The sequence below is a fragment of the Mycobacterium aquaticum genome (assembly GCF_002086485.1).
Lineage (GTDB): Bacteria > Actinomycetota > Actinomycetes > Mycobacteriales > Mycobacteriaceae > Mycobacterium > Mycobacterium aquaticum.
Genome location: NZ_MVHF01000035.1, coordinates 23072 through 48861 on the forward strand (window position 1 = coordinate 23072; position 25790 = coordinate 48861).

The 25790-nt window shown below is 66.6% G+C and carries 27 protein-coding genes; 20 read left to right on the forward strand and 7 right to left on the reverse strand.

Annotated features, from left to right (window positions below; all coding sequences use genetic code 11):
* Positions 1 to 7 precede the first annotated feature (7 nt).
* Genes BST13_RS27020 through BST13_RS27030 form a run of 3 tightly spaced genes read left to right on the forward strand, consistent with a single transcriptional unit; the run spans position 8 to position 3424 of the window.
* On the forward strand, positions 8 to 1360 hold the full coding sequence (locus BST13_RS27020; RefSeq protein ID WP_083167631.1) for a glutamine synthetase family protein: 1353 nt from the start codon (positions 8 to 10) through the stop codon (positions 1358 to 1360).
* Positions 1361 to 1388: 28 nt separating this feature from the next.
* Positions 1389 to 2357, forward strand: coding sequence for a PDR/VanB family oxidoreductase (locus BST13_RS27025; RefSeq protein ID WP_083167515.1), 969 nt, complete (start codon positions 1389 to 1391; stop codon positions 2355 to 2357).
* 11 nt (positions 2358 to 2368) lie between these two features.
* Positions 2369 to 3424, forward strand: a complete 1056-nt coding sequence (locus BST13_RS27030; RefSeq protein ID WP_083167518.1) for a Rieske 2Fe-2S domain-containing protein — start codon at positions 2369 to 2371, stop codon at positions 3422 to 3424.
* Between the two features lie 137 nt (positions 3425 to 3561).
* Here BST13_RS27030 and BST13_RS27035 read toward each other — a convergent pair whose 3' ends face one another.
* Positions 3562 to 4827 carry a cytochrome P450 gene (locus BST13_RS27035; RefSeq protein ID WP_211296193.1) on the reverse strand — a complete coding sequence of 422 codons (1266 nt, stop codon included), beginning with the start codon at positions 4825 to 4827 and terminating at the stop codon, positions 3562 to 3564.
* Positions 4828 to 4958: 131 nt separating this feature from the next.
* Here BST13_RS27035 and BST13_RS27040 point away from each other — a divergent pair, with 131 nt between their 5' ends.
* Genes BST13_RS27040 through BST13_RS27095 form a run of 12 tightly spaced genes read left to right on the forward strand, consistent with a single transcriptional unit; the run spans position 4959 to position 15877 of the window.
* Positions 4959 to 5780, forward strand: coding sequence for an acetoacetate decarboxylase family protein (locus BST13_RS27040; protein ID WP_083167520.1), 822 nt, complete (start codon positions 4959 to 4961; stop codon positions 5778 to 5780).
* Positions 5777 to 7261 (forward strand): aldehyde dehydrogenase, encoded by a 1485-nt coding sequence (locus BST13_RS27045; protein WP_083167523.1) that lies wholly within the window; start codon positions 5777 to 5779, stop codon positions 7259 to 7261. The genes BST13_RS27040 and BST13_RS27045 overlap by 4 nt, the downstream gene beginning before the upstream one ends.
* The gene (locus tag BST13_RS27050; RefSeq protein WP_083167526.1) at positions 7261 to 8214 is read left to right on the forward strand and encodes a DODA-type extradiol aromatic ring-opening family dioxygenase; all 954 of its coding nucleotides are present in this window, start codon (positions 7261 to 7263) and stop codon (positions 8212 to 8214) included. The genes BST13_RS27045 and BST13_RS27050 overlap by 1 nt, the downstream gene beginning before the upstream one ends.
* Before the next feature lie 25 nt (positions 8215 to 8239).
* Positions 8240 to 9103, forward strand: a complete 864-nt coding sequence (locus BST13_RS27055) for a fumarylacetoacetate hydrolase family protein (RefSeq protein ID WP_083167528.1) — start codon at positions 8240 to 8242, stop codon at positions 9101 to 9103.
* Between the two features lie 4 nt (positions 9104 to 9107).
* Entirely contained in the window at positions 9108 to 10046 is a 939-nt protein-coding gene (locus BST13_RS27060; protein WP_211296194.1) for a TIGR03619 family F420-dependent LLM class oxidoreductase, read from the forward strand.
* The gene (locus BST13_RS27065) at positions 10047 to 10763 is read left to right on the forward strand and encodes a type 1 glutamine amidotransferase (RefSeq protein ID WP_083167533.1); all 717 of its coding nucleotides are present in this window, start codon (positions 10047 to 10049) and stop codon (positions 10761 to 10763) included. It abuts the gene before it with no gap.
* A complete protein-coding gene (locus BST13_RS27070) occupies positions 10760 to 11560 on the forward strand; it encodes an SDR family NAD(P)-dependent oxidoreductase (protein ID WP_083167635.1) in 801 nt (266 codons plus the stop codon). Before BST13_RS27065 ends, BST13_RS27070 begins: the two co-directional genes overlap by 4 nt.
* Before the next feature lie 24 nt (positions 11561 to 11584).
* Positions 11585 to 13036: an APC family permease gene (locus tag BST13_RS27075; protein ID WP_083167536.1), complete on the forward strand. Its 1452-nt coding sequence runs from the start codon at positions 11585 to 11587 to the stop codon at positions 13034 to 13036.
* Between the two features lie 16 nt (positions 13037 to 13052).
* Entirely contained in the window at positions 13053 to 14198 is a 1146-nt protein-coding gene (locus BST13_RS27080; RefSeq protein WP_083167538.1) for an MBL fold metallo-hydrolase, read from the forward strand.
* Between the two features lie 34 nt (positions 14199 to 14232).
* The gene (locus BST13_RS27085) at positions 14233 to 14520 is read left to right on the forward strand and encodes a hypothetical protein (protein ID WP_425437058.1); all 288 of its coding nucleotides are present in this window, start codon (positions 14233 to 14235) and stop codon (positions 14518 to 14520) included.
* A gap of 31 nt (positions 14521 to 14551) precedes the next feature.
* Complete coding sequence (locus tag BST13_RS27090; RefSeq protein WP_083167541.1) at positions 14552 to 15451, forward strand: crotonase/enoyl-CoA hydratase family protein; 900 nt, start codon at positions 14552 to 14554, stop codon at positions 15449 to 15451.
* An 18-nt stretch (positions 15452 to 15469) separates the two neighbouring features.
* Entirely contained in the window at positions 15470 to 15877 is a 408-nt protein-coding gene (locus tag BST13_RS27095; RefSeq protein ID WP_083167543.1) for a DUF1622 domain-containing protein, read from the forward strand.
* 10 nt (positions 15878 to 15887) lie between these two features.
* Here the strand turns inward: BST13_RS27095 and BST13_RS27100 are convergent, their stop codons facing one another.
* From BST13_RS27100 to BST13_RS27120, 5 genes are all read right to left on the reverse strand, one after another.
* Positions 15888 to 16742, reverse strand: coding sequence for a hypothetical protein (locus tag BST13_RS27100; RefSeq protein WP_083167546.1), 855 nt, complete (start codon positions 16740 to 16742; stop codon positions 15888 to 15890).
* A gap of 43 nt (positions 16743 to 16785) precedes the next feature.
* Positions 16786 to 17646 carry a polyphosphate kinase 2 gene (ppk2, locus tag BST13_RS27105; RefSeq protein WP_083167548.1) on the reverse strand — a complete coding sequence of 287 codons (861 nt, stop codon included), beginning with the start codon at positions 17644 to 17646 and terminating at the stop codon, positions 16786 to 16788.
* Between the two features lie 72 nt (positions 17647 to 17718).
* Positions 17719 to 19248, reverse strand: a complete 1530-nt coding sequence (locus BST13_RS27110) for an aldehyde dehydrogenase family protein (protein WP_083167551.1) — start codon at positions 19246 to 19248, stop codon at positions 17719 to 17721.
* Positions 19249 to 19301: 53 nt separating this feature from the next.
* Entirely contained in the window at positions 19302 to 19865 is a 564-nt protein-coding gene (locus BST13_RS27115; protein WP_083167553.1) for a phosphatase PAP2 family protein, read from the reverse strand.
* Positions 19862 to 20380 carry a mycothiol transferase gene (locus BST13_RS27120; RefSeq protein ID WP_083167556.1) on the reverse strand — a complete coding sequence of 173 codons (519 nt, stop codon included), beginning with the start codon at positions 20378 to 20380 and terminating at the stop codon, positions 19862 to 19864. The genes BST13_RS27115 and BST13_RS27120 overlap by 4 nt, the downstream gene beginning before the upstream one ends.
* Positions 20381 to 20444: 64 nt before the next feature.
* Here BST13_RS27120 and BST13_RS27125 point away from each other — a divergent pair, with 64 nt between their 5' ends.
* The gene (locus BST13_RS27125; RefSeq protein WP_083167558.1) at positions 20445 to 21047 is read left to right on the forward strand and encodes a hypothetical protein; all 603 of its coding nucleotides are present in this window, start codon (positions 20445 to 20447) and stop codon (positions 21045 to 21047) included.
* Positions 21044 to 21559: a hypothetical protein gene (locus BST13_RS27130; RefSeq protein WP_083167561.1), complete on the forward strand. Its 516-nt coding sequence runs from the start codon at positions 21044 to 21046 to the stop codon at positions 21557 to 21559. Before BST13_RS27125 ends, BST13_RS27130 begins: the two co-directional genes overlap by 4 nt.
* On the opposite strand, the gene BST13_RS27135 is transcribed toward BST13_RS27130, so the two are convergent.
* Positions 21556 to 21939, reverse strand: a complete 384-nt coding sequence (locus tag BST13_RS27135) for a VOC family protein (RefSeq protein WP_083167640.1) — start codon at positions 21937 to 21939, stop codon at positions 21556 to 21558. The genes BST13_RS27130 and BST13_RS27135 overlap by 4 nt on opposite strands.
* Before the next feature lie 66 nt (positions 21940 to 22005).
* Between BST13_RS27135 and BST13_RS27140 the strand changes: the two genes are divergently transcribed.
* The 3 genes from BST13_RS27140 to BST13_RS27150 all read left to right on the forward strand — a co-directional run bounded on the left by BST13_RS27140 (position 22006) and on the right by BST13_RS27150 (position 25738).
* Entirely contained in the window at positions 22006 to 23769 is a 1764-nt protein-coding gene (locus tag BST13_RS27140) for an N-acyl-D-amino-acid deacylase family protein (RefSeq protein WP_083167564.1), read from the forward strand.
* Entirely contained in the window at positions 23766 to 24143 is a 378-nt protein-coding gene (locus BST13_RS27145) for a hypothetical protein (protein ID WP_083167566.1), read from the forward strand. Before BST13_RS27140 ends, BST13_RS27145 begins: the two co-directional genes overlap by 4 nt.
* A 146-nt stretch (positions 24144 to 24289) precedes the next feature.
* Complete coding sequence (locus BST13_RS27150; protein WP_083167569.1) at positions 24290 to 25738, forward strand: PE-PPE domain-containing protein; 1449 nt, start codon at positions 24290 to 24292, stop codon at positions 25736 to 25738.
* Positions 25739 to 25790 lie beyond the last annotated feature (52 nt).

The following is a 25790-nucleotide window of genomic DNA, read 5'->3' on the forward strand; positions in this document are numbered from 1 at the left end:
CAACAGCGTGGGGCACTTCGACGAGAGCGGCCTGCACAAGGTCGCCGAACAGCTCACCGCCGACGGCATCGACGTCGTGCGGCTGGGCTACGCCGACCTGATCGGTACCGAACGCGGCCGCGACCTGCTGGTGAGCCGGTTCGGCAGGACGGTCGGCGACGGCGTCGCTTTCTGTCGTTCGGTGTACGGCACGTCGCCGCTCGGCGATGTCGTCGACATCGAGGGCGGATTGTCGGCAGGGCTGCCGGACATCGTCGCGTTTCCCGACCTGGCCACTGTGCAGCCGGTCCCGTGGGAGCCCGGGGTGGCGCACGTGATCGCCGATGTCTTCAATCCGGATGGATCACCGTCGGAGGAAAGCCCGCGCGCCGTGTTGCGCCGGGTCGTCGAGAAGTTCGCCGAATTGGGGATGCGGCCCATGATCGGCCCGGAGTTGGAGTTCTATGTGCTCGAACCCGACGCGACCGATCCCCGGGGCTGGCGTCGCTACGGCGAAGGCACGGGAAACGTCTACGTCGCAGGTCTCAAAGGGGACCCCGAGAACACACTGCTGGCCTCCCTGCGCCAGCTCGCCGCGTACGGCATCGATGTGGTGGCCGCCAACCACGAGTTCTCCAGCGGTCAGTTCGAGATCAACCTGTGGCACTCCGAGGCGCTCGACGCGGGCGACCGGGCCTTTCGCTTCAAATGCGGGGTCCAGGAGTTGGCCCGCCGGACAGGCAAGATGGCGACCTTCATGGCCAAGCCGTTCAACGACGAGGGCGGCTCCGGCTTCCACATCCACTTCTCCACGCTCGATGACAACGACAAGCCTCTCTTCGACGACCCGAACGGAGCCGACGGCCTCTCCGACATCGCTCGCTCGGCGATCGCCGGCGTGCTGGCCCATGCGCCGGCGCTTGCCGCGCTGCACAATCCGACCATCAACTCCTACAAGCGTTTCGGGCCAGACACCCTGGCACCGTGGCTGATCGACTGGGGTTTGGACAACCGCAGCGCAATGGTGCGGATCCCGCCCGAACGTGGTCGCGCCAGCCGCATGGAACTGCGGCTCGGTGACGCGTCGGCCAATCCGTATCTGGCGATCGCGAGCCTGCTGGCCGCGGCCTATCTCGGCATCCGCGACGGCCTCAAGCCGCCGCCGAAGCTGGAGGGCTACGGGTACGACACCACCAAGGCCGACTTGTTGCCCGCAGATCTCGCGACGTCGATCGATGCGTTGGAGAAAGACCACGAGATCGCCGAAATGCTCGGCCCCGCCTTTGTTTCCGCATTCGTAACCTACAAGCGCAACGAGCTCCAGCGGTTCGGGCAGTACATCACGGACTGGGAGTTCCGCGAGTACGCCTACCACTTGTGACCGTCACCCATCTAGTCAGAGGACAACGATGACAACCACAACCATCGTGCGCGAGTTCGAAGCCGATCTGGTCGTGACGGACTCCCACGTGGTGGCCGACGACGTGGTGGCCCTCACCTTGGCGACCCCCGACGGCTCGGCGCTGCCACCGTGGACCCCGGGCGCCCACGTCGACCTGGTGCTCGGCGACGACCTGGTGCGGCAGTATTCGCTGTGCAGCAGCCCCGGAGACCGGTCCGCGTGGCGGTTGGGCATCCTGCGCACCCCGGACAGCCGCGGCGGGTCCAAGGCCGTGCATTCCGATCTGCACAACGGCGCCACGGTGCGCGTTCGTGGTCCGCGCAACCACTTTCCGCTCGTCGCGGCCGGACGCTACCTGTTCATCGCCGGCGGCATCGGCATCACTCCGATGCTGCCGATGATCGCCGAAGCCGATGCGGCCGGGGCGGATTGGCACCTGCTCTACGGTGGGCGGACGCGGGCATCCATGGCATTCGTGGACGAGCTGGCGCCCTATGGCGACCGCATCACCCTGGTGCCTCAGGACGAATCCGGGATGCTCGACCTGGACGCCACGCTGCGAGAGCCACGCGAGGGCACGCTGGTGTATGCGTGTGGGCCGACCGGCCTGCTCGACGCTGTCGAACAGCGCTGTGCAACATGGCCTTCCGGCAGTCTTCATCTCGAACGGTTCACCGCCAAAGAGGCGGCGGTCCAGTCGGCGGGCAACACCGAATTCGAAGTCATGCTGCAACGCTCGGGATTGACGCTGACCGTTCCGTCCGACAAATCGGTCTTCGAGGTGTGCAAGGCCGCAGGTGTCAGCGTCGTCGGTTCGTGCCTGGAAGGTGTCTGCGGAACCTGCGAGACAGAAGTGGTCGACGGCGACGTGGACCACCGCGACTCGATCCTCAACGACGAGGAGCGAGAAGCGAACGAATACATGATGATCTGCGTGTCCCGCTGCCGTTCCGCCCGGCTCACGCTGGACCTGTGAGAGGAGTGGGGATGAAAGCTGCGACGAAACCGCTGCAACGGCTCGGAGTTACCGCAACGGGCTACCCGCGCAACGCGTGGTACGCCCTGGCCGCCTCGGATGAGGTCAAGGACGTCCCGTTCGGCACTCGCGCCCTGGAACGTCCGGTGGTGCTGTTCCGGGTGTCCGACGGATCGGTGGTAGCGCTGGCCGATCGTGATGCGCACCGACCGTATCCACTGAGCCTCGGCCGGGTGCACGGCGACACCATCGTGTCCGGCTATTCGGGCTTCGCCTACGACCGCGACGGACATTGCGTGCGGGTGCCGACACAGACCCAGATTCCCTATGGCGCACAAGTGCCCAGCTACCCGGTGCGCGAGCACGACGGGCTGGTGTGGGTATGGCTGGGCGAACCGTCACTGGCCGACCGCAGACCACCGGAACCCACACCGTGGCTGTCCGATCCGGCGTGGACGACGTTCGGCGGTCAATGGGAGACGGCGGCGCACATCGAGTTGCTGCTGGAGAACTTCGCCGACATCACCCACGTCGCGGTGGTCGATCCGGTCATCTCGCCACCGGCGTTGGCGGCCGCCGTGACCCCTGCGCTGGAGGTGCAACTCACCGAGACCACCGTGAGCTTCCGGCGGGACTGGCCGCCCGCCCCGATGCCGGCCTGGCAGGCCGAGGTCACCGGTGCCTCGCCGACGACTCCGTACCCGCAGCGCGAAGAAGGCGCTTTCCTGTCGCCTGGCCTGTGGGCCGACAGATGGGATTGCCACGTGCCCGAAAGTGACGGTGGCACACAGACTTTTCTGTTCACCCACGCGATCACGCCGGTAGACGCCGGTACCACGCGGCACATCTGGCGGGTCAGCCGCAACTTCGCTGCGGGCCAAGCAGCCACCGAAGCGATGCGGCCGATCTTCGAGGGCTACTACCGTCGCGTGCAAGAGATTCTGCAGACCGTGCAACACGTCATCGACACCGACGGGTACGGCGACGAGGTCAGCGTGGCGGCCGATGTCGCGGCACTGCAGGTCCGCAAGATCATGCGCAGACTGGTCGCCGACGAGGGACTCTGACGCCACGCCGATGGGGCACCACCAACCCGGGCATTCGGGTGTGGTGCCCTGTTGCGTGACAACACTTTTCACGCCACAGACAGTTCACCCCAGGCGCGGTGATGACCGCACCCGGGGTGAACCGGCACATCGACGACTCAGGGCGTGGTGACCTTGACCGGCAGCGTCTTGATTCCGTTGACGAAATTGCTGCGGACGCGGCGCACGTCGCCGGCCAACTCGATCGAGGCAAGCCGCGGGATCAGCTCCTCGAACATCAGCCGCACCTCCATCCGGGCCAGGTTGTTGCCCAGGCACAGGTGCGGGCTGCCCTTGCCGAAGGTGACGTGGTTGACGTCGGTGCGGGTGACGTCGAATTCGTAGGGATTCTCGAAGACCGCATCGTCGCGGTTGCCCGAGGCGAACCACATGACGACCTTGTCGCCCTCCTTGATCTCCTTGCCGCCGAGTTCGACGTCGCGCGTCGCGGTGCGCCGGAAGTGGTACACCGGCGATGCCCAGCGCAGGAACTCCTCGGTGGCCGACGGGATCAGCTCGGGCTGCTGCTGCAGCAGACGCAGCTGATCCTGGTGTTCGAGGAGCGCCAGCATGGTGTGGCTGATGGTGTGCCGGGTGGTTTCGTTACCGGCGACCACCAGCAGCAGGAAGTAGTTGTCGAAGTCGGTGGCCGACAAGGCATTACCGTCTTCTGGGATCTTGTTGACCAGCATGCTGACCAGATCGGTGCCCGACCCGCCGCGGCGCTCGGCGGCCAGCTTGCGCCCGTATTCGAACACCTCGATCGAGGCGGGCGAGCTGAACGGCAGGTGCTTGTACTTGGCGGTCTCGGGGTCCCCGAGCAAGTGGTCGCTGTAGTCCGGATCAGTGTTGCCGATGATCTCGTTGCCCCAGTCGATGAGCTGGCCGGTGTGCTCGTCGGGCACGTCGAGCAGCCGAGCGAGCACCTGGATCGGAAAGTCCGCGCTGACCTCCTTGACGAAGTCGAACTCCCCCTTGGCCAGTGCGGCGTCGACGGTGGACTTGGTCAGCCCGCGCAGGAATTCCTCGTAGTTGCGCATCAGGTTGCCCTGGCTGAACTCCCGCTGGATGAGCTTGCGCAGGGCCCGGTGTCGCAGGCCGTCGGTCTCCAGCATGGACCGCCGGATGTCCATCAGGTCGTCGTCCACCTCTTCGAGGTTGACGAACTTGGTGGACGTGAAGGTCTCGGCGTCCTTGTCGACGGCGCAGATGTCCTCATGTCGCGTGATCGCCCAAAACCCTTTGTTCGGAGCCGGTTCCGCGTTGAAATACACCGGCGCTTCGTCGCGGAGGGTGTCGAACATGCCCCACCCCTCATTGCGCGCGAAGCGATCAAGGTCGGCAAGGTCGACGTCAGCAAGCGGAACGTGCGAGGGCTTCTCCACGACGTTTCTCCTCCGTTCGAGATATTGTTCGTACCCGAACGATAACGGTCGAAAACCTCCACCGCAAGGGTAGCCATTCGGACCCGAACAAGTTATCGTACGGATGCGAACGATCTCTCGACGGGAGCCACATGAACGATCAAAAGGGGTTCTTCTTCCCCCGCACGGCCACCGGCCGGTCCTCCATCATTCCCTCACCGCCGTGGTACTACTCCGGAGACCTGCTGACCGTGGAGTACCGGACCGATCCGGCCCGGGTTGCCGAGCTGCTGCCCGCACCGCTGGAACTGGCACCGGAGGACCCCGGCGCCGTCGCACTGATCTGGGCCGACTGGCAGTCGTGCTCGGCGTCGCGCGAAGAGTTGCTCGACCCGGTGCGCGCCCAGTACAAGGAGGCCTTCGTCGTCGTGCGCTGCGCGTTCGAGGGCGTCACCTATTCGCGCTGCGTGTACATCTGGGTGGACAAGGACTTCGCCATCGCGCGCGGCATACATCAGGGCTATCCCAAGAAGTTCGGCTCGATGTGGCAGACCCGTCCGCATCCGTTCTCGCACGCCGCGCCTCAGGTGGCACCGGGCGGCATCTTCGGCGCGACGCTCGCCGCGGGCGACCGCCGGCTCGCACAGGCCGTGCTGACCCTGCGCGAACAGTGCGAGACCAACGGCTTCGTCAACGGCCACCCGATGGCGCACCACCGGATCTATCCCGGCATCGCCAAGGGCGCACCCGACAGCTATGCCGAGTTGATCGCTTCGGGCGCCAGCGAATTCGAAGGCGGACCGGCCTGGACGGGCGATGTCGAGGTGGAGATCTTCGACTCCCCCACCGAGGAACTGTCCCGGTTACGCGTCGACGAGATCATCGGCGGCTACTACCGGCAGATCGGCGTCGTCTGGGACGGCGGACGCAGCCTGGCCGAACTGACCCCGGCGGACACGGCGGCAACCCGATGAGCGTCGATTACGCAGACGTCGAGGACGTGCGCGTCGACACCCGGCACTGGATCGGCGGCAGGCGGGTGTCGTCCGACACCACGTTCACCGATATTTCCCCGATCGACGAGCAGCCCATCGCGCAGGTGCATGCCGGTGGCGAGGCAGAGGTCGACGCCGCCGTCGCCGCGGCCCGCGAGGCGTTCGCCGGCTGGGCGGCGCTACCGGTCAAGCAACGCGCCGAGATCCTGCGTGCCGTCGCCGACGGCATCGACGCCCGTCGCGACGAGCTCGCCCGCGTCGAAACCCGCGACAACGGCTCGCTGCTGCGCAGCCACCAGCGCGGGGTGATGCCGCGCGTCGCGATGAACTTCCGCTATTTCGCCGACCTTGCCGAGAGCATCGCCCACCCCATCGACGAAGTCCGCGGTCACCGGCAGCGCGTCAGCTTCGATCCGGCCGGTGTCGTCGCGATCATCACGCCGTGGAACGCCCCGCTCATGCTCGCCACCTGGCGGATCGGCCCCGCACTGGCCGCAGGGAACACCGTGGTGCTCAAGCCACCGGAGTGGGCGCCGCTGACCGCGTCGCTGTTGGCCGACATCGCACACGAGGCCGGGCTCCCCGCCGGGGTTTTCAACGTCGTGCAGGGCACCGGTGCGGGTGCCGGCGCGCCGCTGACCCGACACCCGGGCATCAGCCGCCTGTCGTTCACCGGATCGGTGCCGACCGCTGGGGTCATCGCAGAGGCAGCGGCGAAGAACATCGTGCCGCTGTCGTTCGAGCTGGGCGGCAAGTCACCGCTGCTGATCTTCGACGATGCGGACCTGGACCTGACCGTCGATCTCGCGGTCGAGCAGTTCGACAACGCCGGTCAGGTATGCCTCGGCGCCTTCCGGGTGCTGGTGCACGAGAGCCTGCACGACGAGTTCCTCGATCGTGTGCTGGCCAAGGCCAAGTCGGTTGTCCAGGGCGACCCGCGTGACCCGGCCACCGACGTCAGCGCCCTGGTCAGCCGTCCGCATTTCGAGCGGGTCTGCGGCTTCGTCGAGCGTGCGCTGGCCGACGGGGCCCGCGCGGTGCTCGGCGGCGGCCCCAACGAGGACCTCGGCGGGCTCTACTTCCGGCCCACCATCCTCGTCGATGCGCGGCCGGGCAGCGAGATCCTCACCGAAGAGGTGTTCGGCCCGGTCCTGACGATCCAGACCTTCGCGGACGAGGACGAAGGCATCGCGATGGCCAACAGCACCCGATTCGGCCTGGCCGCCACCTTGGTCACCGGGGATCCCGAACGCGCCGAACGAGTTTCGGCTCTGCTCAACGCGGGCACGGTCTGGGTCAACTGCTTCTTCGTCCGCGACCTCGGTGCCCCGTTCGGAGGCAACGGCAAGTCGGGCATCGGCCGTGAAGGCGGCCCATGGTCGTTCGACTTCTACTGCGATGTCAAGAACACGGTGTTCTCCCCGAACGGGTGGACCACGGGCAACGGAGGCAATTCCTGATGGGCGAAGTCGTCGGCGCCGGATTGATCGCGCACGTACCGACCATCGTGCTGCCCGAGAAGACCCGGCGCGAACTCAACAACGGTGAGGACACCACGCTGGTGTCGGGCCTGCACGAGTTGCGTCGCGACGTGTTCGATCAAGTCGACTACGACACCGTCGTCGTCCTGGATTCACACTGGGCCACCACAGTCGAATTCGTCGTCACCGCGCACGAGCGCCGCACCGGGCTGTTCACGTCGGAGGAACTGCCCCGCGGGATGAGCCGGCGGCCCTACGACATCGCCGGCGACCCGGCTCTCGCGCACCTCGTCGCCAGCAAGGGCGAAGACCACAGCACCTGGATCACCGCGATCGACGACGATTCGCTGCCGATCTTCTATGCCACCACCAACGTGTGGGAGTTTCTCGGTCAGGGTCTGCCGGACAAGCGCTGGATCAGCATCGGGGTCTGCCAGACCGCCGACACCGAGGACAATTTGCGGCTGGGCCGCGCGCTGGGCGACGCCATCGCCGAGTCCGACCGCAGGGTGCTGCTGATCGCCTCCGGCGCGCTGTCGCACACGTTCTGGCCGTTGCGCCAGCTGCGCGACCACGAGGCGTCCGGAGCCGAACACATCTTCACCAGCGATGCCGCCGCGGCCGACGCCGAACGGATGGCCTGGTTCGAAGCCGGCGACCACGCGCGGGTTCTCGACACCATGAACGAGTTCTACCGGTTCAAGCCCGAGGCCCGGTTCGGTCATTACCTGATGATGATCGGTGCCATCGGCGAGGGTGACTGCACCGCGACCGGTCGGCGCTACGGCGAATACGAGAACTCCGTCGGCACCGGTCAGGTGCACTACTGGTTCGACCGCCCCGCCGGCGGCTTCCCCCGGCCACGGCGCACGCCCACCGATCCCGACTACGTCCGCCAGAACGGCGGCCCCGAACTCACGGCAGCCGGCTGACCGGCCACGCACAAGGAGCTGACGAATGACGCTACGCGAATACCGCCGAATCCTCTTGGACGGCAACGTTGTTGACGTTGTCCGCGATGGCGACACCCTGGTGGCCGGTGACGGCCGTACCGTGGCTGTCGCCGACGCCAGGCACCTTGCGCCGGTCACCCCGAGCAAGATCATCTGCGTCCACCTCAACTACTCCTCCCGCGTGAAGGAGTTGCTGACCAAACTGCCGCCTGCCCCGACGTATTTCCACAAGCCGGTGTCCTCGCTCAACGCGCACGATTCGGCCGTGGTCCGTCCGCGCGGCTGCAAGTGGCTCAACTACGAGGGCGAGGTGGGTATCGTCATCGGCCGTACCGCCCGCAACATCTCCCCCGCCGAGGCGGGTGACTACATCCGCGGCTACACCGTCGCCAATGACTATGGCCTGCACGACTTCCGCGATACCGACTCCGGTTCCATGCTGCGCGTCAAGGGCGCCGACACGCTGTGCCCGCTGGGTCCCGGCGTCGTCGAGGGCTGGGATTTCCGCGACAAGCGGATCCGGACCATCGTCAACGGCGAAGTCCGCCAGGACGGCAACACCAACGAGATGGAGTGGGACATGCACTATCTCGTCGCCGACATCGCCCGCACCATCACGCTGCAGCCCGGGGATGTCCTGCTGTCGGGCACCCCGGCCATCTCCCGCACCGTCTACCCCGGCGATGTCGTGGAAGTCGAGGTCGAAGGTCTCGGCGTGCTGCGCAACCACATTGTCGAGGGCCCCAACGCCATTCGCAGCGATGTGGGCGCCCAGCCCACCGAGAGCGAAGAGGTGCTCTCCACCGCCCAGGGTGGCGACTGGGAGTTCCGCGGCATCCGCAAGCCCGACCTGTCGAACACCTTCTGAGCCCATGACGACCCCCAGGATGCTGCTGATCCTCAGCGAGAACTGGACTCTCACCGACGGCCGAAACCTCGGCGATCTCGTGCGGTGGGCACAGATCGCCGAGGATGCCGGGTTCGACTCGGTGATGATCTCCGAGCACATCGTGCTCGGGCCCGACGCCAGCGACAAGGGCGTGATGGCCAATCCGCGCGCATATGCGTTGCCGGGCAACCAGGATCCGTTCACGCCGTGGCCCAACTCACTCATGCTGTTGTCCGCGATGGCCTCGGTGACCAGCCGGATCCGACTGGTCGCCGCGGCCGTGCTGGCGCCGTTGCGGCATCCGCTTCTGCTGGCCCGTGAACTCGGCACCCTTGACCTGTTGTCCGAGGGGCGGCTGGTGGTGCAGCCCAGCGTCAGTTGGAGCCGCGACGAGTACGTCGCGATGGGGGTGCCCTTTGCCGAGCGCGGCCGCATCCTCGACGAGCAACTGGCGGTGATGGATCTGGTGTTCCGCACCTCACCTGCCAGTTATCACGGCCACTACTTCTCTTTCGACGATATCTACCTGGAGCCCAAGGCTTTTCGTAACGACGGACCGCGCATGTGGTTCGGCGGCCAGACTGCGCACGGGAAGGTGGTCGAGCGCCTGGTGCGCTACGGCCACGGCTTCCATCCGCTCGGCGCGCCGAGCCCTGCTGACGTGCAGGCGATCAGGACGGCGATGGCCTCGGCCGGTCGCGACCTGTCCGACCTGGAGATGGTCGGCGGGGTGCGGGTCGAGTTTCCCGACGACCACTCGTGTGCCGATATCGGCAAAGCCATGGATTCCGTTCCGGGGCAGCTGGAGCGGGGATTCACGACCATCTGCGTGAAGCCGTCGATGTTCATCGACGACGCCCGTGAACTGCCTGCGTTCTGCGCCGACGTGATGCGCCGCGCCGACTCGATGGCGGCGCACTAGATGCCGCGGCTGCTGCAGATCGCGCACGATCACATCTCGCCTGCAGGCGCGGTCGCCGACCGTTTTGCCGTGCGCGGGTACGACATCGACGAGCGGGTCGTGGTCCCGGCCGAGCAGCACCACGAACCCGGTGTCGAATTCGACTTTCCGAACCCCGCCGGCTATGACGCGGTGCTGGTGCTCGGTGCGCCGTGGTCCACGTACGCCGCCGAGGTGGCCGGCTGGGTGCAGCCCGAGCTGGAATTGCTCCGCGAAGCCGACCGGATCGCGGTACCGGTGCTCGGGATCTGCTTCGGCGGTCAGCTGCTCGCCACCGCGCACGGCGGCCTGGTGCACAAGTCGCCGTTCCCGGAAATCGGTTGGCGGCCCGTGCACTCCGACGATCCCGTATTCGCCGGACCATGGTTCCAGTGGCATTACGACCGCTGGATGACGCCGCCGGACGCCATCGAGGTGGCCCGCAACGGCTCTGCCCCACAGGCATTCACGCTGCGCCGCAACCTCGCGCTCCAGTTCCACCCCGAGGTCGACAGCACGGTGCTCAAGGGCTGGCTGGCCTTCGGCGGGGACCGCGAGGCGGTGGCGGCGGGCCTCGATCCCGACGTCCTGCTCGCCCAGACCGAAGCTGCCGAAGCCGAAGCCGCCGTGCGCGCGCGCCGACTGGTGGACACCTTCCTCGACCGTGTCGCGATCGCCGAACCGTGGGGACCGCGGTGAGAAGCGACCGCGTCGTCCTCGTCACCGGCGGCGGCTCCGGAATCGGTGCGGCAGTGGCCGGTCAGCTCGCGGCGGCGGGCCACCGCGCGGCGATCTGTGGGCGTCGCGCCGAGCCGCTGGCGCGGGTGGCCGAACGGACCGGTGCCCTTCCGATCGTCGCTGACGTCAGCGGCGCGACCGGCGTGAGCGCTGTCGTCGAACAGACCCTCGCGGCGTTCGGGCGCCTCGACGGGCTCGTACTCAACCACGGGATCATCCGGGTGGGCCGGGTCGACGAATTGTCGGTCGAGGACTGGCAAGACACTCTGCAGGTCAATCTGACCGGACCGTTTCTGCTTGTCCGCGAGGCACTTCCGCACCTGTTGGCCGCGCGCGGTGCGGTGGTCGCGGTGTCCTCGGTCGCCGCGCTGCGGGCCAGCGAGGCGATGGCGGCGTACTCCGCGAGCAAGGCCGGGTTGATCCTGCTGACGCAATCGCTGGCCGTCGATCACGGTCCCGACGGGTTGCGCGCCAATGTCGTGTGCCCGGGTTGGACCGCCACCGAGATGGCCGACATGGAAATGGCGGAATTGGGGGAAACCAGGGGGATCTCGACCGCCGAGGCGTACCGGCTCGCGACGGCGATGGTGCCGCAGCGCCGCGCGGCCTCGGCCGACGAAGTGGCCGGCGCGGTGTGCTGGCTGCTGTCGGATGCCGCGTCGTACGTCAACGGCGCGGTGCTACCGGTCGACGGCGGCTCGTGCGTCGTCGATCCCGGAACGTTGGCACTCGATACCCGCGTGTCGATCGGGCTGTAGACAAACCTTTTCGAGAGGACCGCCGTGAGCGAGATCAATACCCAGTTACGCCGCAACGCCCTCGGCGTCGCTGGCATCGTCTTCCTGGTCCTGGCCGCCGTCGCGCCGCTGACCGGCATCGTCGTGGTGGCGTCGCTGGTGATCGCCCTCGGCAACGGCGGCGGGGCTCCTGCGTCGTTCTTCATCGTCGCAACTGTGTTGCTGCTCTTCGCCGTCGGCTATGCGCAGATGTCCAAGCAGCTGGTCAACGCAGGCGGGTTCTACGCCTTCGTCGTCAAGGGTCTCGGCCGCACCGGCGGCCTCATCGCGGGCTTCATCGCTACCCTCGGCTACAACTTCTTCGTGGTCGGCACCATCGGCACCAGTGGCTTCTTCATGCAGTTGGTGATCTCCGATCTGACCGGGTTCAACCTGCACTGGTACGTCTGGGGATTGGCATCGATCGTCGTGTCGTTCATCATGGCGCGGCGCGGAGTCGATTTCAGCTCAAGGGTGCTCGGCGTCTCGCTGGTCCTCGAGACGACGATCCTGGTGGTCTTCGACATCTCGGTGCTGGTGCAGACCGGCTACGACGCTTCGGCATTCAGCCCCAGCACCGTGTTCTCCGGTTCTTTGCCCATCGGTCTGCTCTTGGCGGCCACCGGCTATCTCGGTTTCGAGGCGACAGCGCTGTTCAGCGAAGAGGCGCGCAATCCGCTGCGCACCATCCCGCGCGCCACCTATATCGCGATCACAAGCATCGGCGTGATCCTCGGTGTCACCACGTGGGCGGTGGTCAGTGCGACGGGCCTCGCGCAGGCACAAGAGTCCGCCGTCGCCCACCTGCCCACGGGCGACCTCATCTTCAGCCTGGCGCAGAAGTATCTTGGCGGTGCCCTTACCGATGTCATGATGGTGCTCCTGTTGGTCAGCCTGTTCGCCGCGATGCTCGCCTTCCACAATTCGGCGACTCGCTATCTGTATGCGCTGGGCCGCGCGAAAGTGTTGCCGACGGTTCTGGCGCGCACCCGATCCGGTGGTGCGCCACAGGTGGCCGGCATCGTGCAAGCTACGTTCGCGGCGGTGGTTTCCGGCCTGTTCGCGCTGGCAGGCCTCGATCCGATCACCTCGCTGGTGCCCAGCATGCTCGGATTCGGCACCCTGAGCGTCATAGTGCTGCAGGCGCTGGCGGCGTTGTCGATCGTCGTCTACTTCCGCCGCACACATGATCGCCGGACGTGGAGCACGTTCGTCGCACCGGGCATCGGATTCCTTGGCCTGCTGGCGATTTCGATCTTGGCGGTCGCGAACTTCGACATCGTCGCTGGGTCCGACGCGCTGGTGATCCGGCTCATGCCTCTGCTGCTGATCCTCGCGATCTTCGGCGGGGTGGGCTACGGGGCGTATCTGAAGACCTCGAAGCCCGCGGTGTATGCCGGCCTGGCGACCGACCTGGAGAAGTTCAACGTGCATGAAATCGGCGTTCCCCATGTGTGATTGCGCGCCCAAGGCAATGAATCGCCGGACGGTGTTGAAGTCGTCGGCACTCGCTTCGCTGTTGATCCCGATCACGGCTGCATGCGGTCACGACGATCGCCCCGACAGCGCGGGCCCGGCACCGGTCGCCGAGATCACCAAGGCCGATCCGCCGAAAGGCACGCGTCTGACGCTGCTGGGTACCGGCGGTGGACCCCCGGCGGACTACGTGCGCACCGGGATATCCTCGGCGCTGACCGTCGGAGGACACACCTACGTGATCGACGCCGGCCGCAGCTCCGTCACCCAATACCTGCGTGCAGGCCTGGAATTCAAGTCCCTCGACAGCATCTTCATCACGCACCTACATGCGGACCACATTGCGGACTACTACAACTACTTCCTGCTCGGCGGGAGCGTCACCAACGACTCCGGTGACAACCTCGCCGGGCCGGTGCACGTGTACGGACCCGGACCAGCAGGTGCGTTACCGCCGCCGGCCAAGGCAGGCGCGCCCACCGTCGACCCGGACGCTCCCACACCGGGCATCACCGAGCTCACGCAACGCCTCACCCAGGGCTACGCCTACAGCCACAACATCTTCATCCGCGAGACCGACATTCGTGACGTCAACACCCTCGCCGACGTGCACGACATCGCGATTCCACCGGTCGGGGCGAACGCGCTGGGCACCACTGCGCCGCCGATGCAGCCCTTCCCCGTCATGGAGGACGACCGGGTCAAGGTGACCGCCATCCTCGTCCCGCACGGACCGGTGTTCCCGTCGTTCGCATTCCGCTTCGACACCGCCGATGGCTCAGTCGTCTTTTCCGGCGACACCGGCCCATCCGACAACGTCGTCACTCTCGCCCGGGGCGCCGACATCCTCGTCCACGAGGTGATCAACCTTCCCTTCTACGAGAAAACCGGGGTTCCACCCGCCCTTCTCGAGCATTTCGCCAAGGCACATACGCCCGACACCCAAGTCGGCGCCATCGCAGCGCGGGCGGGAGTCAGGACACTGGTGCTCAGTCACCTCGTTCCGTCCAACCCGGAATGGGTCTCCGACGAGGAGTACGCGAAGGTCGCTCGAACCGGGTTCGACGGAACGGTGATCGTCGGTACGGATCTGATGAAGATCGACATGAAACACGGTGTGGCACCGTCACTCGTCGCCACCTGATCGGCCCATACCGAGGACCGAGCACCGACAGCGCATGACGCATATGCTCACGCCGGTGGAGACGCTGCGCCGCTACCTCGTCATACAAGGGATGATGTTCGTCTTCGGCATCGTCGGACCGATCTTCCTCGTCATCTTCTTCGCCGTGCAGCCGGACCCGACGGTGAAATGGATGTACTGGGCCGGGCTGTTCGTCACCACCGCGGACATCCTGATCGCGCTGGCCATCACCGAGTCGACCCTGAACGAGGATCAGGCGCCCGCCGACGTCCGCATCGCCGTGGGCCTGCAGAACTTCCGCAGGCGCCACGACGACTCTTGACTTGAGCGCCGAAGCTGACTCGACTGCTGGGATGGCCCACGAGTTCGAAACCCTCCTGTACCGGACAGCTGCACCCGTCGCGACCATCACGCTGAACCGGCCCGAGCACCTCAACACCATCGTCCCGCCCATGCCCGACGAGATCGAGAAGGCCATCGGGCTGGCCGAGCGCGATCCGGACATCAAGGTGATCGTGCTGCGCGGCGCGGGCCGGGCGTTCTCCGGTGGCTACGACTTCGGTGGCGGTTTCCAGCACTGGGGCGAGGCGATGAACACCGACGGCCGGTGGGATCCCGGTAAGGATTTCGCGATGGTCAGCAGCCGCGAGACCGGGCCGACCCAGAAATTCATGGCCATCTGGCGGGCGTCCAAGCCGGTGATCGCGCAGGTGCACGGCTGGTGTGTGGGCGGGGCCAGTGATTACGCCTTGTGCGCCGACATCGTGATCGCCAGCGACGACGCCGTCATCGGCACACCCTACGCGCGCATGTGGGGCGCCTACCTGACCGGAATGTGGCTCTACCGGCTGAGCCTGGCGAAGGCGAAGTGGCATTCGCTCACCGGTGAGCCGTTGACGGGCAAGGAAGCCGCCGCTGTGGAGCTGATCAACGAATCGGTGCCGTTCGAGCTGCTGGAGGCCAGGGTGGCCGAAGTGGCCGCGAAGCTGGCCCGGATCCCCTTGTCGCAGTTGCAAGCTCAGAAACTCATCGTCAACCAGGCCTACGAGAACATGGGATTGGCTTCCACCCAGACCCTGGGCGGCATCCTGGACGGGTTGATGCGGAACACTCCCGACGCGCTGCGGTTCATCGACACCGCAGCACAGCAGGGGGTGCGCAGCGCGATCGAGCACCGCGACGGGCCCTGGGGCGATTACAGCCAGGCCCCGCCCGATCGCCGCCCCGACCCGTCGCACATCATCGAGCCGTAACTTTCGAAGGGATATCGGGTGCACGTACAGGACTTCTTCGAACAGGCCACGACCGCGTTCGAAGTGCTCGGCGTCTCGTCGATGGTGCTGGGATTCCTGTTCGCGTTCGTCCTGGCCATCCGAGCGTGGCGGCGCAGCGGCGACGGCAGCCGTGCATTCAAGACGCTGCGAGATTCCCTGGGCGGGGCGATCCTGCTCGGGCTGGAACTGCTCGTCGCGGCGGACATCGTCAAAACCGTCACCGCAACGCCGTCACTCACCGATGCCGCGGTGCTCGGCATGATCGTGCTCATCCGTACCGTGCTGAGCATCTCGATCGAGATCGAGGTCGACGGCGTCGCGCCCTGGCGCAAGGCATTGACCACCGGACCGCAGGTGTTGGCCCGCACGGCCCGCGAATCCGGGCGCGTCGACCCCACCGGCTGAGGCAGGCGGCCTACCGGTCACTCGGGCGGCGACGCAGCCCGCCCAGCATCGCCACGATCACCCCGAACACCACCAGGCCACCACCCACGGCCAAGGTCAGGTTGAGCCATTGGTGCAGGCTCGCGATGGCATGGTTGACCATCGCGTCGGCGGCCTGCCGGATGTCACCGCTGGTGTGGTTGAGCGCGTTGTTGAGGTAGCGCCGGGCCGCCTCCAGCCCGGCCCACCCGGCCGCACCGACCAGAAGCGCTGAGACACCAAGCGCGGCAAGCGCTTTACCGCGCGCACGGGCAACGGCCAAGGTCAGCAGGGCGAAAACTCCGGCCAGGATCGTCGCCCCCACGCTGACCCACGGCCCCCACACCGCCAGCGGCCGCAGCTTGCCCGGCTGCAGCGCTTCGGGAGCCGACGCCGCGATCGGCACCGTGAGCGTCTGCGGCACCTTGACGTTGAACTGCGACAGGGTCTCCTGGAACGACGAATCCGCCAGCATCGGAGCCAGGTCGACGACCCAGGAGCCGTTCTCGTCGCGCGTCAGCTGGTTGGTGAACATCCACCTATGGGCGATCTCGTTGGCCTTCGCGAACTGGCCGGGGAACATCGGGCCCGCGGTGTAGGCGTTGGCCACGCCACGGATCAGGGCCGCGTTCACCTCGGCGCCGTTCTTGGCCGCCAACGTACGCACCTGCGTGGTGAGCTCACCGGCCACCGCCTGCTGCAGCTGCGGATCCTTCGCCGCAGCCGCCGCGAACGCCGAGTAGCCCGCCTGATCGACGATGTTCTTCTGGGCCCACGCCGTGGGCACCGCTACGGCGAGCAACACCGTCGTCAGTACCCACAGCAGCAGCGCCATCACGAACCGCACGCCGTCCTCCTCAACTCGGGGACGGCCCAGAAGCGGATCTGGGTCAATCCGAAAGCGCGCGCCCCACGATCAGCGGATCGGCCTGGCCGACCACCTCACGATCCTTGTTGTCGTAGTCGAACTTACCGAGCACATGGCGCATCGCGTTGATGCGGGCACGCTTCTTGTCGTTGCTCTTGACCACGGTCCACGGCGCGATCTCGGTGTCCGTCCAGGCGAACATGTCCTCTTTGGCCGCGGTGTAGTCGTCCCACTTGTCCAGCGACGCGAGGTCGGTAGGCGAGAGCTTCCACTGCCGCACGGGGTCCACCTGACGGATGGTGAACCGGGTGCGCTGTTCGTTCTGGGTGACCGAGAACCACAACTTGGTCAGGCTGATGCCATCGTTGACCAGCATCTGTTCGAACAACGGGGCCTGACGGATGAACTCGGCATGCTGCTTGGGGGTGCAATACCCCATCACGCGCTCGACCCCGGCCCGGTTGTACCAGGAGCGGTCGAACAGCACGATCTCACCGGCCGCGGGCAGGTGATTGACGTAGCGCTGGAAGTACCACTGGGTACGTTCCTTCTCGGTGGGCTTCTCCAATGCGACGACCCGGGCGCCGCGCGGGTTGAGGTGCTCCATGAACCGTTTGATGGTGCCGCCCTTGCCTGCGGCGTCACGGCCCTCGAACACTATGACGTGCCGCAAGCCGTTGCCCTGGCTCCACTTCTGCAGCTTGAGCAACTCGATCTGCAGCAGCCGCTTCTGCTCCTCATACTCGCTGCGCTTCATCCGCTCGTCGTACGGGTAGCCCTCGCGCCACGTGTCGACCACCTCGCCGCTCGGCATGAGCAGCAGCTCGGGGTCGTCGTCATCGTCATCGCGGACGGAGTAGCCGGTGGGATCCAGGGTGGTCACCCGCCGAAAATAGCCAGCTCGTTGTACCGGTGGGTGACACCGGAGTGAACGCCAGGTGGCGCCCCGTCCTGCCTATTTGGCCACTCGCCGCGGCCGGGCCAGCGCCAGCCTGGTCATCAGCTTGTTCATCCGGGCCAACGCCTTGTGCGAGTTGTTGTAGTAGTTGCCGCCTGCCCCCACGCTCGTGCGCGGCGCCACCACGGTTTCCTGTTTGCAGAACTTGCGCACACCGTCCACCCCGCCGAACCGCGCGCCGATGCCCGAGGTCTTCCAGCCGCCCATCGGGGCCGTGGTGCACATCAGGTTCGAGATCACGTCGTTGATGTTGACTGCGCCGCAATCCAATTGCAGGGCAACCGCTTTCGCTCGGTCGATATCCTTGGAGAACACCGAGGCACTCAACCCGTACTGGCTGTCGTTGGCCAGCCGGACGGCCTCCTCGACGGAACTCACCTTCATGATCGGCAGGGTCGGGCCGAAGGTCTCCTCGGTCATGCACGACATCGTGTGATCGACGTCGACCAGCACCGTGGGCGGGTAGAAGCTGCCCTCGCCCTCCGGTCGTTTGCCGCCGGTGAGCGCCTTGGCGCCTGCGGCGACAGCCTGGGTGACGTGCCGGTCGGTGATGGCGACCTGGCTGTCGTCGATCTGGGAGCCGAAGTCGTAGCCCTCGCCGGAGCCCATCTTGAGGTTCTCCACCGCGCGCACCACGGCCGCGACGAACTGGTCGTAGACCGGCTCGAGAACGTAGACGCGTTCCACGGAGACGCAGGTCTGCCCGGCGTTGAACATCGCGCCCCACACCGCGGCGTTGGCCGCAAGCTCGACGTCGGCGTCCTCCAGCACGATCATCGGGTCCTTGCCGCCGAGCTCGAGGCTCACCGGGGTGAGCCGCCGGGCGGCGCGTTCCATCACCTTGGCGCCGGTCGCACTGGAACCCGTGAACTGGATGTAGTCGGAGTTGTCGATGACGGCCTCGGACACCTCACGGGCTCCCTGGGCCAGCGCCAACACCTCGGGAGCACCCGAATCCAGCCAGCCGCGAAGGAGCACCTCGGCGGTCAGCGGGGTGCGCTCCGACGGCTTGAGCAGCACCGCACAACCGGCGGCCAGCGCTCCGATGGCGTCCATCATGGCGTTGGCGACGGGGTAGTTCCACGGCGCGATGATTCCCACGACCGGGCGGGGCCGGTAGTACACGGCGATCTTCTTCACCGACAGGAACGGCAACGGCGCCGGGCGGGTATCGGGCGCCATGGCCTTCTCCACCGTCTTGATGTAGTACGCCAGGATCATGATCAGCAGCGGCACCTCTTGAGCCGCGTCGACCGCCGACTTGCCCGTCTCGGCGATCAGCAGCTTCTCGATCTCGTCGCGGTGGTCGCCCAGCCACACGGCGTAGCGGGCCAGCACCTTGGCACGTCCCTTCGCGCCCCGGGCCTCCCACTCGCGCTGTGCCTCACGCAGGCCTGCCGCGATCCGCGGCACATCGGCCGCATCAGTCCAGCGCACCTGGCCGGCGACGGCGCCGGTCGCGGGGCTGTGGATGGTGCCGGATCCCGTGAACGGAGCCGGCCGATCAACATCTGGCGTCGCTGTCATGGGGCCATGTTAACCACCGTGTGTGACGCAGGTCGCACCGGGGTTGACACCTGTCAAGTGAGGCGGGCCGCCGATGCGGCCTGGACCTCACGTCGGGCGACGAGGGCGACCACGCACACCACCGACGTCGCCAGCAGCGCTGCGCCGATGGTGTCGGTGAAGTAGTGATAGGTGATGGCCTGGCCGAACATGGCCAGCAGCCCGAGGGTGATCGCGACGATCAACGACCACACGGCGATGCCAGCCGCGACCACCAGCAGGCCGAGCACCACGACCGCGAAGGTGGTGTGGCCGCTGGGATAGCACAGCGCGCCGCCTTTCTCCCTGCCGAAGATGCGTTTACAGACCTGCACGGCAAGCGTGGCCAGCGGCGTGCTCAGCAGCATCGCGACCGCCAACCACCACTGTCGTCGGCGCAGCGTCACGACGATCACGGCGACCAGGACCAGCGTCACCGCGGGTGGGTAGGTGAACACCAGGAACGCGGTGCGCGATGGCCCCATATCGGAACCGAGCTGCTGGAACCACGTGTCGGCAGCGGTCGGCCCCTGACCGACGGCCCAGCCCAGCAGCAACATGGCTACCAGTCCGATCGGCGGCCACCACCGCGTGATCAACCGATCATGCCGCGTAGATACGCGGCCTGCCCCAGATGCTGTGCGCAGTCATCGACGATGCTGACCAGCCGCACGCTCGCGGTCACCGGCGGATTCCACCGCGTGTCGACGATGCGGCTCAGCTCCTCGGGCGTGACGGTGGCGATGTACTCGAGTGTCACCTTGTGCACGGCCCGGTAGTAGCCGGCCAGCAGGTCTGCCGAGGCACGCACCTTGGCCACATCAGCGGCACTGTGGCCGTAGCCCATGTCGTCGCGCGGCAAGTCGAGACCGAAACGGTCCACCCAGCCGTCGCGGAACCACACCTGCTCGAACCCCGCGATGTCGCACAGCTGCAGATCCTGGCCGCGCGCAGTGTGCCAGATGAGCCACGCGATGCTGTTCGCCTGCGGCGTGGGGCGATAGGTGGCGGCTTCGTCGCTGAGCCCGTCGGTGAGATCGTCGACGTGTTCGATCAGCCGGGAGAAGGCATCGCGCAGCAGTTCGCGGACAGCGTCGGATTCGTCGGAGGTCATGAGAGCGACGCTACCCGCAGGTCCCGACCTGTCCGCGACGTCGAGCGCCGTTACTATCACGCCCATGGGCGGTCAACCGGATCCGTGGCAGCAGCCTCCGCCGATCCACAACGCCCCGACGTTCTATCCGCCGTTCCCGGGCTATCCGCCACCGCCGGGCCCGGGGCGGAAATCCCCGGCACTGTTGGTCGCCGCCATCGCCATTCCCGCGGTGCTGGCCCTGGTGTTGTTGGGCGCCACCGGTTTTGCCGTCAGCCAGTTCGTCCGCAGCGCGCCCGCCGCGTCCACCGCACAGCCGCAGTGGCAACCGTATGTCGACGCCGCGCGTGACTTCGCCGTGACGGTGTCGTCGGTGAGCGCGGCGAGCATCGATGCCGATATCCAGCGGGTGCTCGACGGATCGACCGGGGCGTTCCACGACGACTTCCAGAAGCAGGCCGACGCATTCAAGCAGGTGGTGGTGACGAACGGCTCGACGTCTCACGGCACCGTCAGCGCTTCGGGCCTCGAATCATTCACACCGGGACAAGCGGTCGTGCTGGTCAGCGTCTCCACCGACACCAGCACCACCGCCTCCGGGACGCAGAACCGAGCACAGCGGCTGGTGCTGACCGTCGTCGAAACCGCCGGCTCCTACAAGGTCTCGAAAGTGGAGTTCGTGCCATGACCGCGCGACGGGTCGCCTGGGGACTGCTGGTCGCACTGCTCTGCTTGGGCATCGCGGTGGCAACGGGCCTGGGCGGCTGGCAGCTGATCGTCAAGACCAGGCCGGTGCCCGATCCGGTGGCCGACCGAGCCGCGGCACGGCAGCAGGTGATCGACGTGGTCCGCACGAACCTGCAGACGGTCATGAGCTACACGCCGGACATCAGCGAAGCCGACCTCGGCCCCCGCACCGCGCTGCTGACCGGCAAGTTCCTGACCGAGTACGACAAGACCATGCGCAACTCGGTCATCCCTCAGGCCCACCAAACCCGCATCACCTCGACGGCCACTGTGGTGCGGGCCGGTGTCGACAGCCTGTCCGAAGACACCGCCCGCGTGTTGGCCTTCGTCAACACCACCGCCACGAAGGGCGATCAGTCCCCGTCGCAGTCACAGAACGCCGTGATGATCGGGCTGACCAATGTCCACGGCTCCTGGCTGATGGAATCGTTCGAGCCCAAGGGCACCTCCTAGCCCGCGGCCCCGTGGAAGACCGCCTCGACGTTGTTGCCGTCGGGATCACGCACGAATGCCCCGAAGTAACCCGGGTGGTACTCCGGCCACAGCCGCGGCTCATGCAGCGATTCGGCGCCCAAACCCACTGCGGCGTCGTAGAACGCCTTGACCGCGTCGACGTCAGCCGCCGCGAACGCCACGTGGATTTCCCGGTTGGGGCCAGCCGCATCTCCAACACTGGCGTCGGCGATCCAGAAGTCCGGCTTACCGTCCCGGCCGTAGCCGATCGCAACGTCGAAGTCGAGCTGGCGGCCGTACCCGAGCACGCCGAGCACGGTGTCGTAGAACTCCTTGGACTTGGCCCAGTCGGTGCAGTTGATTCCGAAGTGGTCGATCACGAGGTCGATCTTGGCATGGGCCGCCGACACATTCCCCTACGGCGCGGATCGTCGTACGTTGTTTAGGTGGGCTATTTCTCTGACGCCGCGACATTCGATCTGTGCATCCGCGGCGGCCTGATCGTCGACGGGTCGGGCGGCGAACCCTATGTGGGGGACGTCGCGGTGCGCGACGGCGTGATCGTCGCGGTCGGATCGGTAGACGGTTCCGGTGCACGCGATATCGACGCCACGGGCCTGGTGGTCACACCGGGATTCGTCGACCTGCACACCCATTACGACGGGCAGGCCATCTGGAGTGACCGGCTCACGCCGTCCTCGGCGCATGGTGTGACCACTGCGGTCATGGGCAACTGCGGTGTGGGGTTCGCGCCGTGCCGGCCGGAGGATCACGACGTGCTGGTCGACGTGATGGCCGGGGTCGAGGACATTCCCGGCGTGGTGATGGTCGACGGGTTGCCGTGGACGTGGGAAACATTCCCAGAGTTTCTCGACACTCTCGACGCCGGCCGACGCGACATTGATGTCGCCGCCCTGCTGCCCCACTCGCCGCTGCGCGTGTACGTGATGGGCCAACGCGGGGTGGATCGGGAACCGGCCACGCCGGAGGATCTGGCGCAGATGCGCAAACTCGCCGCCGAGGCCGTCGGGGTCGGCGCGCTGGGCTTCGCGTCGTCGCGTCTGACGATCCACAAAACCGAAAGCGGCCAACCGATTCCGAGTTACGACGCGGGCCACGACGAGATCGAGGCGATCGCCCGGGGCGTCGACGACGCCGGTGGCGGCCTGATCCAGTTCGTGCCCGATCTCGTCGCGGGTGACTACGAACCCGCACTGCAGACCGTGTTCGACGTCGCCTCCGAGGTCGGCCTCCCGGTGACCTTCACGCTGGCGATCGGCAATGCCGGTCCGGCGTTCTTCGAAGACGCCTTACGCATGGTGGAGAAGGCGAATCAAAACGCGGCGGCGGCCGAGCCAGTCGTTACGGCGCAGATCTTTCCCCGCCCCATCGGCCTGGTGCTCGGGCTGGAGCTTTCGGGCAACCCGTTCGTGATGTACCCGTCGTACCGGCAGATCGCCGGCCTGCCGCTGCCCGAGCGGGTCGCCGAGATGCGTAAACCCGAAGTGCGACAGCGCATTCTGGCCGACCGGCCAAGCAGCGACGGGCACCCGCTGATGTTCGCCGCGCAGGCCTGGGATTACATGTATCCGTTGGGCGACCCACCGAATTACGAACCGTCACAGGCGGATTCGATCGGAGCGCGGGCCCGCGCCCGCGGTGTCGACCCGCTGGAAGAGGCCTACGACCGCCTGCTCGACGATGACGGCCACGCCATGCTCTTGGTGACATTGGCCAACTTCCGCGACGGTTCACTGGACACCGTTGCCGAGTTGATCCGCCGCGAAGACGTGGTGCTGGGCCTCGGCGACGGCGGCGCCCACTACGGGATGATCTGTGACGCAAGCTTCCCGACCTACCTGCTGACGCACTGGGTGCGCGACCGCGCCACGGGGCGGCTGTCGATGGCCGAGGCGATCCGTCAGCTCACGTCGGTTCCCGCACGCGTCGCACACCTGCTGGACCGCGGGCGAATTGCCGTGGGCTACAAGGCCGATCTCAATGTGCTCAATCCTGGCGCGCTGCGGCTGCACAAGCCCGTAGTGGCCAAAGACCTTCCGGCAGGCGGCCGCCGGCTGGACCAGAGTGCCGACGGGTATGTCGCCACCGTAGTGTCCGGACAGATCATCGCCGAGCACGGCGTACCCACCGACGCCCGGCCGGGCAAGCTGGTGCGCGGCAGGCAACCCATCCCTGAGGTCGCGTCATGAGCGTGAAGGTGGATCTGGACCAGCTGGCCGATGCGCTGGCGGACTTCGCCTTCGCCTACCTGATCACCGTCGGCGACGACTTCCGCGCACACACCGTGGCCGTCGATCCGGTGCTGACCGACGGCGTCATCGGCGTCGGTACCGCCGGTCGGCACACCCGCACCAATCTCGCCGCGCACCCTGCTGTCACCGTGATCTGGCCGCCCCGCGAACCGGGCGGTTACTCGCTGATCGTGGACGGGACAGGCGAACTGGCGGGCGACGAGGTGCGGGTCATCCCCAGCCGGGCGGTGCTGCACCGCAAAGCAGAACCCGAGTCGCAGGCGGCCACCAGTGGCTGCCTGCACGACTGCGTGCCGATCGAAGAACCCTAAGCGTTTCCGTTCGCAAAGACCGCGGAACCTTCCCTGGGCAAGTTTGCCCAATCGGATCACACCCAGCAACTTCACCGCTACTGTCTGATCACCAACGCGTCACGAGTTAGCCTCGGACGCGACGGACGTTTGCGGGGAGGGTCCGGATGTCTGGTCGTCATGCGGGTAACAAGCGGTCGACTCGTCGTTCAGTCGCAGGTACCGCGGCACTCGCCGCCAGTTGTGTTCTGATCACGCCGGTCGCGGTGAACAGCGCGACCATCGCCGCCACCCTGACCAACTACGTGATCGGCGTCGGCGGCAACAATGATCCGACGAGCGGCAATATCAACCACAAGCTCGACGGCCAGTACAGCGACGCGCACGGCGTGCAGTATCTGGCCGCGATCTGGCCGGTCAGCGGACTGACCGCACCGACGTTCGCGCAGTCGGTGAACGACGGAAACAGCAAGCTCGGCCAGGCGATTTCGAGCGCGAACTCACCCAACACTGCCGACGATCACATCGTCGTCGTCGGCTACTCCCTCGGTGCGGTCGTCACCAACAAGCAGCGCAAGCAGCTCGAGACCGATCCGACCGCGCCGAAGAACATCGAGTTCGTCCTGATCGCCAACGCCAACAAGCCCAACGGCGGCATCTTCGCCCGATTCCCGTGGCTCTATGTGCCTTTCGCCGATATCCAGTCCACCGGCGCGATGGGGCCCGACCAGTTCACGACCACCGACATCACCCGGGAGTACGACACCTACGGGGACTTCCCGGCGTACTTCAACCCGTTGTCGCTCGCCAACGCCGCTGCCGCCGTCGTCTATGTGCACCCCGACGCGAATTACGACAACATCGACATGAGCCAGTACTCCGACGCCAATGCCGTCAGCCATGAAACCGCCGGCGACACAACGACTTACCACTACGCGGACGGCACCACCAAGACCGTCGTCAATCAGCCGGGCAAGGCCACCACCACCTACTACGTGGTGCACACCGATCATCTGCCCCTGCTGATGCCTGCGCGCCAGGTCGCCGACGCACTGGGCCTGCCGCAGGGCGGCATCGATGCCGTCGAGCCGGTGCTGCGCGTGCTCGTCGACATGGGTTACGACCGCACCACCAACCCCGCCACGCCCACACAGTTCAGCCTGTTCACGCCGCCGCAGAAGTTCGTCGAGGCCGCGGCAGCCATGCCGGGGGCCGTCCAGCAGGGCGTCAACAACTTCCAGAACCCGCCGCCACCGGTGCACAGCGGGATCGCGACCGAACCCACCCCGGACCTGACGTCCGCCACCGAATCGTCGACGCAATCGAAGACGACGCAGTCCACGGATCCGGTTGACACCCCGACCAGTACCAAGCTGCCGGAGAAACCGATCACGCTGAACCTGCCGAAGTTGCCGTCGCTCCCCGATCTGCCGAAGCAGACCACCACCCCGAAGGTGCCGAAACTTGCGACGGCACAACCCGATACCAAGAAGCTGAAACTGCCATCGCTGCGGGATGCCGCCAAATCGCTGACCAACCTCGTCAAGCCCAAGACCACCAAGCCCGACGACAAACCGAAGACCGAGCAACCCACGAAGGACAAGGACGCAGCGTAACGCAGCCTCCTGGCGCTCAGTGGCCAGTTGTGTACGCGAAACCGCTGAAATC